This is a genomic window from Streptomyces shenzhenensis, from assembly GCF_003688995.1.
GTDB lineage: Bacteria > Actinomycetota > Actinomycetes > Streptomycetales > Streptomycetaceae > Streptomyces > Streptomyces shenzhenensis_A.
The window spans coordinates 422,301-434,976 of sequence record NZ_PENI01000003.1 but is presented as its reverse complement, the minus strand read 5'-3'; the positions used below and the strand labels follow the sequence as shown (position 1 = coordinate 434,976).

Annotated in this window: 11 protein-coding genes; 5 read left to right on the top strand and 6 right to left on the bottom strand. The window is 73.9% G+C overall.

Features of this window, described 5'->3' with window-relative positions:
* From CTZ28_RS07595 to CTZ28_RS07575, 5 genes are all read right to left on the bottom strand, one after another.
* The gene (locus CTZ28_RS07595) at window positions 1-873 is read right to left on the bottom strand and encodes an SGNH/GDSL hydrolase family protein (RefSeq protein ID WP_121888456.1); all 873 of its coding nucleotides are present in this window, start codon (window positions 871-873) and stop codon (window positions 1-3) included.
* Complete coding sequence (locus CTZ28_RS07590) at window positions 870-2,186, bottom strand: glycosyltransferase (RefSeq protein WP_121888455.1); 1,317 nt, start codon at window positions 2,184-2,186, stop codon at window positions 870-872. The genes CTZ28_RS07595 and CTZ28_RS07590 overlap by 4 nt, the downstream gene beginning before the upstream one ends.
* Window positions 2,183-3,310: a glycosyltransferase family 4 protein gene (locus CTZ28_RS07585; protein ID WP_121888454.1), complete on the bottom strand. Its 1,128-nt coding sequence runs from the start codon at window positions 3,308-3,310 to the stop codon at window positions 2,183-2,185. Before CTZ28_RS07585 ends, CTZ28_RS07590 begins: the two co-directional genes overlap by 4 nt.
* Before the next feature lie 139 nt (window positions 3,311-3,449).
* Window positions 3,450-4,868: a HEAT repeat domain-containing protein gene (locus CTZ28_RS07580; RefSeq protein WP_121888453.1), complete on the bottom strand. Its 1,419-nt coding sequence runs from the start codon at window positions 4,866-4,868 to the stop codon at window positions 3,450-3,452.
* 300 nt (window positions 4,869-5,168) lie between these two features.
* Window positions 5,169-5,561, bottom strand: coding sequence for an ankyrin repeat domain-containing protein (locus CTZ28_RS07575; RefSeq protein ID WP_121888452.1), 393 nt, complete (start codon window positions 5,559-5,561; stop codon window positions 5,169-5,171).
* 329 nt (window positions 5,562-5,890) lie between these two features.
* On the opposite strand from CTZ28_RS07575, the gene CTZ28_RS07570 reads away from it, so the two are divergent.
* Entirely contained in the window at window positions 5,891-6,085 is a 195-nt protein-coding gene (locus CTZ28_RS07570) for a hypothetical protein (protein WP_121888451.1), read from the top strand.
* A gap of 40 nt (window positions 6,086-6,125) precedes the next feature.
* Entirely contained in the window at window positions 6,126-7,967 is a 1,842-nt protein-coding gene (locus CTZ28_RS07565) for a hypothetical protein (RefSeq protein ID WP_259471500.1), read from the top strand.
* Window positions 7,968-7,998: 31 nt separating this feature from the next.
* On the opposite strand, the gene CTZ28_RS07560 is transcribed toward CTZ28_RS07565, so the two are convergent.
* Complete coding sequence (locus CTZ28_RS07560; protein ID WP_121888450.1) at window positions 7,999-9,507, bottom strand: SCO1417 family PLP biosynthesis transcription factor; 1,509 nt, start codon at window positions 9,505-9,507, stop codon at window positions 7,999-8,001.
* A gap of 64 nt (window positions 9,508-9,571) precedes the next feature.
* Between CTZ28_RS07560 and yczE the strand changes: the two genes are divergently transcribed.
* The 3 genes from yczE to CTZ28_RS07545 all read left to right on the top strand — a co-directional run bounded on the left by yczE (window position 9,572) and on the right by CTZ28_RS07545 (window position 12,439).
* Window positions 9,572-10,261: a membrane protein YczE gene (gene yczE / locus CTZ28_RS07555; protein WP_183154290.1), complete on the top strand. Its 690-nt coding sequence runs from the start codon at window positions 9,572-9,574 to the stop codon at window positions 10,259-10,261.
* Window positions 10,258-11,025, top strand: a complete 768-nt coding sequence (locus CTZ28_RS07550) for a glycerophosphodiester phosphodiesterase family protein (RefSeq protein WP_121888449.1) — start codon at window positions 10,258-10,260, stop codon at window positions 11,023-11,025. Before yczE ends, CTZ28_RS07550 begins: the two co-directional genes overlap by 4 nt.
* Window positions 11,026-11,095: 70 nt before the next feature.
* Window positions 11,096-12,439, top strand: a complete 1,344-nt coding sequence (locus CTZ28_RS07545; protein WP_121888448.1) for an MFS transporter — start codon at window positions 11,096-11,098, stop codon at window positions 12,437-12,439.
* Window positions 12,440-12,676 lie beyond the last annotated feature (237 nt).

The window sequence follows — 12,676 nt, the reverse complement described above, 5'->3', positions numbered from 1 at the left end:
TCATGCGGCGTCCGCGGCAGCGGCGTCCGCGGCGTCCGGCCGCTCCGCCGCCGACAGGGCGGCGAGGGCCGCCGACACGGCGGCCGCGGCCCGCAGGTCGAGACGGGCGCTGGTGCCACGCGCGCGGTGCCGCATCTCGTCGGCGGCCAGCCTGAGCAGCTGCGGCAGCAGGTCGGTGCAGCGCCTGGCCACCCAGGCGGTGCCGGCGGTCGCCAGCCACCACAGGCTGGCCGACCTGGCCGGCGCGGGGAACTCCGGCTCGGGCGCGGGCGGGGCGCCGGTCGCGGCGCCCACCTCGGCGAGGAGCGCGTGGCAGCGCAGCGCGAGCTGGCGGTGGCCCCGCTCGCCGGGGTGCAGCCGGTCCGCGCTCCACATGGCCCGGTCGGTGAGCCATGCGCCCTCGGCCGCGTGCAGGTGGACGGCGCCGTACCGCTCGGACAGCGCGTGGACCACCGTGTTGACCGCGCGCTGGCGCCGGGCCAGCGGGCGGGCCAGCGCGCCGGGCAGTCCCAGCATCGCGCCGGGGTCGGGCAGGCACGCGGTGAGCAGGACGGTGCCCTGCCGGGTGAACGCCGCGTAGACCTGGTCGAGCCGGGCGGCCACCGCGTGGATGTCGAAGGTGCAGCGCAGGGTGTCGTTGACGCCGATCACGACGGAGGCGACGTCCGGGCGCAGGTCGAGCGCGTCCGGGGTCTGGCGCTCCAGCACGTCGCGTGTCTGCGCCCCGCTGACCGCGAGGTTGGTGAACTCCACCGGTCCGTCGGCGACCCCGTCGGCCAGCAGCGCGGCCCAGCCGCGCCACCCGTCGCCGACGGGATCGCCCACGCCCTCGGTCAGCGAGTCCCCGAGCGCCACGAAACGGACGGGTCTCATGCCACGCCCTCCGGCACGACACGTCGGGACGGCGCGGACCCGTCGTGCCCGTCGGACCGGGACGGCAGCGACGCCTGGTCCGCGAGCGACGTCTGGTCCGCGTCGGAACGGGACGGTACCGACGCGTCGTCGTCGGTGCGACGGGCCGGTCCGGTCGCGTCGTCGTCCTCGTCCTGCCGGGACCGCACCGGCGCGTCGTGCGCCGCCAGGAACGCCTCCACCGCGGCACCCCATCCGAAGCACTCCGCACGCGCGCGTGCGGAGTCGCGCCGCTCGGCCGCGGGGCGTTCGAGGAGTGCCTCGACGGCGTCGGCGAACGCCTCTCCGTTGTCGGCAGCCGTGGCCCCGGCCGACCCGATGACCTCGGGCAGCGCGGACGACGCGCTCGCCACCACGGGCGTACCGCACGCCATGGCCTCCAGGGCGGCCAGCCCGAACGTCTCGGCCGGCCCGGGGGCCAGGGCCACATCGGCCGAGGCCTGCAGCGCGCCGAGCTCCTTCCGGTCGGAGACGTGCCCGACGAAGGTCACCGGCAGCCCGCGCTCCCGCGCCCGCTGCTCCAGCCGCGCCCGCAGCGGCCCGTCCCCGGCCACCACGAGCACCGCCCGCCGCCCGCGCCGCAGCAGCGCCTCCAGCGCGTCCAGCGCCGTCCCGGGCCGCTTCTCCACGGACAGCCGGGAGCACATGACCAGCAGCGTCTCGTCCACGCGCGCGTGGACGGCCCGCAGCCCGCCGTCCCGCAGCGCCGGGTGCCGGTCCGTCAGGTCGACGCCCAGCGGGGCCCGTACGACATTGCGCGCACCGATGCGGACGAACTCCCGCTCGGCGAACTCGGTGGTGCACACGACCCGTGAGTAGGTGTGCGCCGTACGGACGTTGAGGGCGTCGGCGGCCCGCCGGGAGAGGTCCTCCGACAGGCCCCAGGTGCGCAGCACGCCGTCGGCGGTCTCGTGGGAGACCATGACGGCGGGGACGCGGGCTCGCCGGGCCCAGCGGCCGGTCCAGCGCAGGGTCGTACGGTCCGACACCTCCAGGCGGTCGGGGGCCAGCTCCTCCAGGAGGGCGGCGACACGCCGCTTGTCGAGCAGGACCCGGTAGCCACCGGTGCCCGGCAGCAGCGGGCCGGGCAGGGTGATGACCCGGCCCTGCTCGGTGTCCTGATCGGAGTGGCGCTCGCCGGGCACGATGAGCACCGGCTCGTGGCCCGCCGCCCGGAAGCCCCTGCCCAGCTCGCGCAGCGCGGTGCGCAGGCCGCCGGACGCGGGGGCGACGAAGTTGGCGAGCCTGACGATGCGCAGGGAGTCGCTGGTCATGCCGCCACCGCCGTCTTCCGCGCGGCGAGCACATCCTCGTAGTGCGTGATCAGCCGGTCGACGATCGCGGACCAGGTGCGGCCCTCGACGGTGGCCCGCGCGGCGGCACCGTACGCGGCCCGCAGTGCCGGGTCTGCGGCCAGGGACCGCACGGCCTCCCGGAAGGCGTCCCCGTCACGCGGCGGGACCAGCAGCCCGGTGTGCCCGTGGGCGACCAGGTCGAGCGGGCCGCCGGCGGCGGGCGCGACGACCGGCACACCGCTGGCCATGGCCTCCTGGACGGTCTGGCAGAACGTCTCGAAGGGGCCGGTGTGCACGAAGACGTCCAGCGAGGCGAAGATGCGGGCGAGTTCCTCGCCGGTGCGCCGGCCCAGGAAGACCGCGCCCGGCAGGGCCTCGGTGAGGTGGTCGTGGCTGGGCCCGTCGCCCACCACCACGACCCGCACGCCCTCCAGGCCGCAGGCCCCGGCGAGCAGTTCGACCTGCTTCTCGGGGGCGAGCCGGCCGACGTAGCCGACGATCACCTCGCCGTTCGGGGCGAGTTCCCGGCGCAGCGCCTCGTCGCGGTGGTCGGGGCGGAAGCGGACGGTGTCCACGCCGCGCGGCCACAGCGTGACCCGGGGCACGCCGTGTGTCTCCAGGTCGTTCAGGGCGGCGCTGGACGGGGCGAGGGTGAGATCGGCGGCGGAGTGGACGGAGCGTATCCGCCGCCAGGCCGCCGCTTCGCCCGCGCCCATGTAGGTGCGGGCGTAACCGGCGAGGTCGGTCTGGTAGACGGCCACGGTGGGGATGCCGAGCCGGGCCGCGGCCGCCATGCCGCGGACACCGAGGACGAAGGGGCTGGCCAGGTGCACGACGTCGGGTCGGTGTTCGACCAGCGCCGCGGCGAGGCGCCTGCTGGGGAGGGCGACGCGGACCTGGGGATAGCCCGGGAGCGGTAGGGAGGGGACATGGACGACGGGGCACGGCGCCGAGGCGTCGGGCCTGTTTCCCGGAGCGGGAGCCGGAGCGACGACGAGGGGGGCGTGACCGCGATCGACGAGGTGCCGGGCGGTCTGGAGCGCGCAGTGGGCCACGCCGTTCACATCGGGGGGAAAGGATTCGGTCACGATGACGACACGCATACCCGTGTTCTCGCCGCGCTGGACGTGGCCGCGTCAACGTGGATCTTTCCGAACGAGGAACGTCCCATGAGCGTTGCGCTGCACACCCGGGCAGGTCAGACCCTGTCCACCCGCTCCTGACCCATGGGTCACCCCGTGTTCACGCGAACCGTCCGTCGGGTGCGATGCGGCTGCGTACGGCGGTCTGGACCTCGGCCTCCTCGGCCGGATCGGCGGCGAGCCGGCGCAGTCGCTCGACGACCCGGGTGTCGCCGGTCTCGGCGTGCCGGGCGGCGACCTCGCGCGTGGTCTCCTCGCAGTCCCAGAGGCATTCGACGGCGAATCCGGTGGGGAACGAGGGGTCGGTGGCGGCCAGGGCGCGGGCGGCCCGGCCACGCAGGTGGGAGGAGGCCGTCTCGCGGTAGACATGGCGCAAAACGGGTGCGGCGCAGACGATGCCGAGGCGTCCGGCGCCGTCGACGAGGGTCCACAGGGTGGGCGCGTCGGGCCCCTCGCCCCGTACCGCCTCCCGCAGTGCCGTGAGGACGAGTTCGCTGTCGCGGGCCGCGCCGCGGCAGGCGAGCACGCGTCCGGCGGCGGCGCCGAGGGCGTCGGGCCTGCGGGCCCAGCCGCGCGCGCGGTCGACGGCGGCGACGCTCCGCATCCGTTCGAAGGCGTCGACGGCGGCTTCCGCGACGGGGGTCGGACCGCCGGTGACCGCGGCCTCGATCAGGCCGAGGGCGTCGGGGTCGTTGCTGTCGGCGAGGTACCGCAGGGCGGTGCACCGGGCTCCCTCGGTGCCGTCCTGGGCGGCGCGGACGATTTCCGGCCGGTCCTCCGGGCCCGCCACGGCGACGAGACAGCGGGCGGCGGGAACGTGCAGGGCGGTGCCGCGTTCCACGCCCTGCTGGGCCCAGTCGAGGACGGCGTGCACGCTCCAGTCCGGGCGCGGCCCGGTCGGTCGCAGCTGGCGCTGCCACCGGTCGAAGCAGCCGGTCTCCTGGGCCGCACGCACGCGCGTGGCGACCGGTTCGCGCGGATCCTCGGCCCACAGCCGCCACGGCCGGGGTTCGAAGGCGTCGCGGACGGCGGCGGCCAGCTCGGCCTCGCCCTCGGCGTCCGTGCCGAAGCGCGCGAGGACGGGGACGGCGAGTTCGCGCAGGGCCGCGTCGTCGTCCCGCAGGGCGAGTTCGTCCAGGGCCCAGGCCCAGTTGGCGCCGTGGGCGGCGTACCGGCGCAGCAGGCGGAGCGCGTCCCGCCGGCCGTAGGAGGCGAGGTGCCCGAGGACGGCCAGCGCGAGGCCGGTGCGGGACTCGTCGGTCTCGAGGACGTCCTCCGGGTCGAAGAGGTGCGCCTCGATCGCGTCCAGCCCGCCGTTCAGGTCGAGATAGAGGCGGGCGTAGTAGAGGGAGCGGTTCTCGACCTGCCAGTCGTGGCGGGGGTCGTGCAGCACGCAGTGGTTCAGTGCCGCGAGCGCCTCGGCGCGGGGGGCGGTGAGCGCGTGCAGTGTGCCGTCGCCGCGGCCCCGCTGGAGCAGGCCGAGCAACGTGCCACTGGGCGCTATGACCGGATCGAACATGGGAAACAGCCTCACATCAAGCGTCGACGCAACCGGGGAACACGCATTACCTGGCCGCGTGACACAACGTCGGGGCGCCCGCCGTCTCTTGCTTGCTGTAGACCATCTTCCTCTGCCTCTCGTCGTGGCCCATGCGGACCGACGCACGGTCCGCGTGGTGCGGCAACACCTGCCCAGCCATCGCGTCCGTGAATCACGACGTCATGATGACTCGCGGGTTTCTCCTGCCGCGACCGTATTTCCGGCGGCCCTTTACCGCCTCCCCCGTTTTCCGTGTCGTGCCTGGTCAGAACGTTCGGATCATTGTGCGCCGAACAATTCCAGGAGTTCCGTCCTGCCGAACATCCGCGCGGTGTCGACGGCTGACGGAGTACCTGCGGCGGGATCGGCACCGCCGTCGAGAAGGGCTTTGATCACTTCCGGTTCGTCCTTGAAAACTGCGCCGGCGAGCGGGGTCTGGCCCCGGTCGTTGGCCCGGTCCACCTCGGCGCCCCGGGCGATCAGGGCACGTACCGCCGCCGCGTGACCGTGGTAGGCGGCGAGCATCACGAGCGAGTCGCCGCGGTCGTTGGTGAGGTTGGCCGGGACGCCCGCGTCGACGTACGCCACGAGTGCCTCGGTCCGCCCCTGCCGGGCCAGATCGAAGATCTTGGTCGCCAGCTCCACGACGTCGGGGTCGGGGGCTTCACTCATCGGCCGTACCGCCTCTCCTGCGCTTCGGGGGAACTGACAGAGCCTACGGCAGCGGGGGCAACCCGGGCCGTACGGGTGAATCGCCAGCGTACTGGCTGCCGGAACACATGACCGGATGCGCCCGAGGTAATGATCATCGCGAGTCCCACCGGCCACAGGAACCACGTCCGCCGACCCGCCGCGCCCTGCCCGACCGGGCCAAGACGGCTCAGCCACCCGGGGGAAATCCGCCAGATTTCACCCATTTGCACCTTTTATCGTATAGATGCATGCTGTGATGCTGGAAGTACTCACGGTGACTGTCCCCCCTCGACACCAGGAGACCGCAAATGATTCTCTCCATGTCAGGCGTCGTCCTGCTCGGCATCATCGTCTTTCTCTTCTTCCGCAAGGACGGCCTCAAGGCGTCGCACGCCGTGGTCTCGTCCCTGTTCGGCTTCTACCTCGCCAGCACGGCCATCGCCCCGAGCATCAAGGCAGGCGGCGAGAGTCTGGCGAGCCTCCTCGGCGGCATCAAGTTCTGACGCCGACCGCCCCGCCCGTACGCACCGTCAGGAGACAGCAGTGGCCCGGCGCCCCCTCCCCCGCATTCTGAGCAACGGCAGCGCGCAGCTCGCCAGGAGCCGGGAGCTGGCCCGGACGGCGGCCGACAGCGCCACCGACGTCCTCCACCCGCTGATCACCCTCTCGCGCGGGCTGCGCCGGCTGGCGGCGGCCGGGCGGCGCAAGTGGACGGACACACCCAAGGACAAGCGCGGGCCGCTGCTGTTCCTGGTGGCCTCGGTGATCCTGGTCGTGGTGCTCGCCCCGTACGGACCGCTGCTCGCCGCCATCGCGCTGATGGCGGCGGCGGGCTGGCACGGCCGGGACCGCACCCCGGCCGAGCCCGAGGGTCCCGACGAGTCCCAGACGCAGCGCCTGCAGTCGCTGTACGAGTCCCTGGTGCCGTACTTCTCGATCCCCGAGGACCCGGCGCCGCTCTTCGAGCACGGCGGGGACTGGGAGAAGGCCTTCCCCCAGCACGACTTCGACGACGCGGGGCGCGTGGCTCACCTGGTGATCCGCTACCCGGCGTACTTCCCCGACGGCGAGGCCGGGCCCCGCGCCCGGATCGAGCAGCTGCTCGCCGCCAAGGCCGGGCGGGGCCGCGAGTACCACTTCGCGTGGGACGAGGAGGTCAACCAGCTCGCGGTCGGCGTCCTCGCGCCGCTGCCCACCGACATCGCCGCCCAGCGCTTCGTCACCGCGCCGGGCGAGACGGTGCTCGGCTTCACCGACCCGTCCGAGGTGCAGCGCACGCTCCCGCTCGGCTACGGCGAAGAGCAGCGCGACGTCCCGCCGGTCGTGTGGCGCACCGGAATCCGCTCGACCGAGCCGCACCTGCTGGTGATGGGCCAGCCCGGCAGCGGGTCCTCCACTCTGCTGCGGTCCATCGCCCTCCAGGCTCTCCAGTACGGCGACGTGCTGATCGTCGAGGGCGGCGGCACCGGCGAGTACGCCAGCCTGACCGGGCGGGACGGGGTCCTGGGCGTCGAGTGCGGGCTCACCGGGGCGCTGGCGAGCCTGGAGTGGGCGGCGCACGAGACGGAGCGCCGGCTCATCGCGGCCAACCAGGCCCGGCAGGCCGGGCATCCGCTGCCGGACGACACCAGGCGGCCGCTGTGGATCCTGCTGGACCGGCCGGGCGCCCTCACCCATCTGGCCGGCGCGGAGGGCCGCAGGGATCCGCAGTCCCTGCTCCAGGTGCCGCTGCGGCACGGACGCGCGGCCAACGTGACCGTCGTGGTCGCCGAGGGCTTCGACCACGTGGACGCGCTCGGTGACGCGGTGCGCCAGCACACACGCGCGCGTGTCGTGCTCGGGCCCGCCACGCCGGAGCAGTCGGCGGCGGTCATGGGTGTGCCGCCGCGCACGACTCCGCCGGCCCAGATGCCGCCGGGGCGCGGCTACGCCCGGCTGGGCGACGGCCCCGTCCACCGGTTGCAGGTCCCCGCGACGCCGGACCCGTACGACGACGCCACGAGCGACACCGACCGGCAGGCGGTGCTGGCGCTGCTCCCGCCACGCACCGCGCCCGCGGACGCGGACCCGGCCCGAGCGGAGCCGGCCGAACCGGAGCCGGCGGAACCGGCGCCGCTGCCGCCACCGGCGGGGACGGCCCCGGCGGAAACAGCCCCTGCGCGAACGGCTCCGGCGGAAACGGTCCCCGTGGCGACAGCCCCGGTGAGAGCGGTCCCCGTGAATACGGTCCCGGCGGTGACCGTCCCCGTGGCGGCGGTCCCGGCGGAGAAGTCCCAGGTGGAAAAGTTTCCGGCGGAGAAGTTCCCGGTGGAGACGGCGCCCGTGAAGACGCCCGCCCCGAAGACCGCCGTGGCGGACGCCGTCGCCGCGGAGAGCCCCTCCTGACCCGGCCGCCCGGCGGGGCGGCCCGGCGCCGCTACGCGACGAACGTCCGCGGTGCCTCCGTCCCCGTGGTCGCGCCCGTCTCCACCAGGCGGGCCGCTGCCGCCAGGCGGATCGCCGCCTCCTCCGCCACCGCGCCGCCGACCGTGAACGGCAGCCGCACATAACCCTCGAAGGCGCCGTCGACACCGAAGCGGGGGCCCGAGGGGACCCGCACTCCGACCCGCTCCCCCACCTCCGCCAGCCGTGAACCCGACAGACCGCCCGCGCGCACCCACAGCGTGAGCCCGCCGCGGGGCACCGCGAACTCCCAGTCCGGCAGCTCCCGCCGTACCGCCGCCACCAGCGCGTCCCGGTTCTCCCGGGCCTGGCCCCGGCGCAGTTCCACCGCCTGCTCCCAGCCCCCCGTGCTGAACAGCCAGTTGACGGCGAGCTGCTCCAGCACGGGTGTGCCCAGGTCGGCGTACGCACGCGCCGCGACCAGGCTGCGGATCACATCGGGGGCGGCGCGCACCCAGCCGATGCGCATCCCCGCCCAGAACGCCTTGCTGGCCGAGCCGACCGTGATCACCGTCGAGCCGGCCGGGTCGAAGCCGCAGACCGGCCGCGGCATCGAGGCCCGGTCGAGGTCCTCGTCCAGCCACAGCTCGGTCATCGTCTCGTCGGCGACGAGCACCGTGCCCGCCGAGCGGGCCGCGTCCACCAGCCGGCGCCGCTGGTCGTCGTCGGCGAGCGCCCCGGTGGGGTTGTGGAAGTCGGCGACGACATAGGCGAGTCGGGGCGCCGCCTCGCGCAGCACCTGACGCCAGCGGTCCAGGTCCCAGCCGGAGAGCCCCTCGGCCATCGCGACGGGGACCAGCCGGGCGCCCGCCTCCCGCATCAGCTGGAGGATGTTGGCGTACGACGGCGACTCCACCGCGATGCGCTCGCCGCGCCCCGCGAAGAGGTGGCAGATCGCGTCGATCGCGCCCATCGCGCCGGTCGTGACCATGATCTGTTCGGGCATGGTCGGGATCCCGCGCGCGGTGTAGCGCTCGGCGATCATCGCGCGCAGGGCCGGGAGTCCGGCCGGGTAGTCGCCGTGGGTGTGGGCGTACGGGGGCAGTTCCTCCAGGGCGCCCTGGACGGCGCGGGTGAGCCACGGCTCCGGCGCGGGCAGGGCCGCGCAGCCGAGGTCGATCATCGAGCCGAGCGCCTCGGGCGGGAGCGGTTCGAGCCCGCGCGCGGGCAGCGGGTTCCCGGCCGGCACGGCGGTCCAGCTGCCCGCGCCGCGGCGGGACTCCAGGAAGCCCTCGGCGCGCAGCGCCTCGTAGGCGGCGGCGACCGTGGTGCGGCTCACGGACAGCGCCAGGGCCAGTTCGCGTTCGGCGGGCAGCCGGGCGGCCACCGGCACCCTCCCCTCCAGCACCAGCAGCCTGATGCCGTCGGCGAGCGCGCGGTAGGCGGGCGGACGGCGTGTGCCGGGGCCGGCCGGGCGGTCCTGCTGGGAGGTGAGCAGCCGTGCGAGCTGCGCGGCCCCCACTGCCGAGGTCCACTGTGCCATGGAGATCAGTCCACCTTCCTAGAATTGGCCCTGGATGGCGTTTCCTTCCCGGCCACAGAGTGTCATGAATCAGGCCACCGACACCACCAGGGAGTACCTCTTGTCCACACAGGGCCGTCTCGGGCGACGGTTGATCCAGCTGTATGCCGGGCTCGTGCTGTACGGCGCGAGCTCGGCGCTCCTCGTCGAGGCGGGCCTGGGCCTGGAGCCCTGGAACGTGCTGCACCAGGGCCTCGCCCGGCTCACCGGGCTGACCATCGGCGTGGTGTCGATCGCCGTGGGTGCCGCGGTGCTGCTGCTGTGGATCCCGCTGCGCCAGCGGCCGGGCCTCGGCACGGTCTCCAATGTCTTCGTCGTCGGCCTCGCCATGGACGGCACGCTCGCCCTCGTCCCCGAGGCGCCCGCGCTCGCGGTGCGGATACCCCTGCTGCTCGCGGGCATCGTGCTCAACGGCGCGGCGACCGGCCTCTACATAGCGGCGCGTTTCGGCCCGGGCCCGCGGGACGGTCTGATGACGGGACTGCACCGGCGCACCGGCCGCTCGATCCGGCTGATGCGCACGGCGATCGAGGTCGCGGTCGTCGGCACCGGCTTCGCCCTCGGCGGCACCATCGGTGTGGGCACCCTGCTGTACGCGGTGTCCATCGGTCCGCTGGCGCAGCTCTTCCTGCGGGTGTTCGCCGTCCCGCCGGCATCCCACGGCAGCACCGCCGTTGCCACCGGGTCACCCGAACGGGTGATACTGCGTCCGTGAGCACGCCGAAACGCCACCCGTACCTCGACCATCCAGGCCCGATCCCGTTCGCCCACCGGGGCGGCGCCGCCGACGGTCTGGAGAACACCGTGGCGCAGTTCAGGCGCGCGGTCGGCCTCGGCTACCGGTACATCGAGACCGATGTGCACCTCACGGCGGACGGGAAGCTCGTCGCCTTCCACGACGACACCCTCGACCGGGTCACCGACGGAGCGGGCCGGATCGCCGACCTCCCGTGGTCGCAGGTGCGGCAGGCGCGGGTGGCGGGCAGCGAGCCGGTGCCGCTGTTCGAGGAGTTGCTGGAGACGTTCCCCGGGGTGCGCTGGAACGTCGACCTCAAGACGGAGCCGACCCTGCGGCCGTTCCTGGAGCTGGTCGAGCGCACGGACTCCTGGGGCCGGGTCTGTGTCGGCTCCTTCTCCGAGGCGCGGGTGCTGCGCGCCCAGCGGCTCGCCGGGCCGCGGCTCGCCACGTCGTTCGGCACCCGGGGCGTGCTCAATCTGCGGCTGCGCTCCTGGGGGCTGCCGGCCGCCGTGCGCCGGTCCGCGGTCGCCGCCCAGGTCCCGGAGTCCCAGTCGGGTGTCCCGGTGGTCGACCACCGCTTCGTGCGCGCCGCCCACGCGCACGGGCTGCAGGTACACGTCTGGACGATCAACGAACCGGATCGGATGCACCGGCTCCTCGACCTCGGAGTCGATGGCATCATGACCGATCACATCGACACGCTGCGCGAGGTCATGCAGGACCGGGGCGTCTGGGTCTGAACACCCCGGTCCCGGCGGACCGACGCACGGCGCTTCAGGCGGCACCTTCAGCGGGGAGGCGAGGGCACGGGTGGGCACTCAGACCGTGCGGGCGGGGGCGGACGATGTCGCCGAACGGCGGCGCGAGCAGCGCGGCTGGTACTTCTACGACTGGGCGTGCTCGGTCTATTCGACGAGCGTGGTCACCGTCTTCCTCGGCCCCTATCTGACGTCGGTCGCGGAGTCGGCCGCGGACGCCGACGGCTTTGTGCACCCGCTCGGGATACCCGTGCGGGCCGGGTCCTTCTTCGCCTACTCGGTGTCCCTGTCGGTGATCCTCGCGGTCGTGGTGATGCCGTTGGTGGGCGGCCTGGCCGACCGCACCGGCCGCAAGAAGCACCTGCTCGGGGCCGCCGCGTACACGGGTGCGGCGGCGACAACGGCGATGTTCTTCCTGGACGGGGACCGCTATCTGCTCGGCGGCCTGCTGCTGATCGTCGCGAACGCCGCCCAGTCCGTGGCGATGATGCTCTACAACTCCTATCTGCCGCAGATCGCGCCGCCCGAGGAGCGCGACGCGGTCTCCTCGCGGGGCTGGGCCTTCGGGTACGCGGCCGGCGCCCTGGTGCTGATCGTCAATCTGGTCCTCTACTCGGGGCACGACTCCTTCGGCCTCTCCGAGACGGCCGCGGTGCGGGTCTGTCTGGCCTCGGCCGGCCTGTGGTGGGGCGCGTTCGCGCTGGTGCCGCTGCGCCGGCTGCGGGACCGCCGGTCCACGGCCGCCCCGGTCGGGGCCCCGGGGCTGCGGCAGCTCGCGGCGACCGTCCGTGACATGCGCCGGCACCCGCTGACACTGGCCTTCCTGCTGGCGTACCTCGTCTACAACGACGGCATCCAGACGGTGATCTCGCAGGCCTCGGTCTACGGCTCCGAGGAACTGGGACTCGGCCAGTCCACGCTCATCGTCGCGGTGCTGCTGGTGCAGGTGCTGGCCGTGGCCGGGGCGCTGGCGATGGGGCGGCTGGCCAGGATCCACGGCGCACAGCGCACGATCCTCGGCTCGCTCGTCGCCTGGACGCTCACGCTGGCGGCCGGGTACTTCCTGCCCGCCGGGGTGCCGGTGGGGTTCTTCGTGCTGGCCGCCGGGATCGGGCTGGTGCTCGGCGGCAGCCAGGCGCTGTCCCGGTCGCTGTTCTCGCATCTCGTCCCGCCGGGCAAGGAGGCCGAGTACTTCGCGGCCTACGAGGTGAGCGACCGCGGGATGAGCTGGCTCGGCCCGCTGCTGTTCGGCCTCACCTACCAGCTGACGGGCAGCTATCGCTCGGCGATCATCTCGCTGGTGGCCTTCTTCGTCATCGGGTTCGTGCTGCTCGCCCGGGTGCCGGTGCGGCGGGCCATCGGCGAGGCGGGCAACCCGGTTCCGGAGAAGATTTAGCGCTCGGCGCGAAAGGGCTGTAGTGTACGCGTTTGGCCTGCCAGGCGTACCGTTACTGCGCGTCAAAGCTGCTGAAACGCTGGGTGACATCTGCTAGCAGATGTGACAAACCGGGCGCCGGTGGGTAGAAAAAGGGGCGGCTACGACGGCGACGCACGACCCGGAACGGGACTCGGAACGGGAATCTTTACCGCCGACCGGACGTTGACCGGATGACGACGACAGCGACACCTGTCC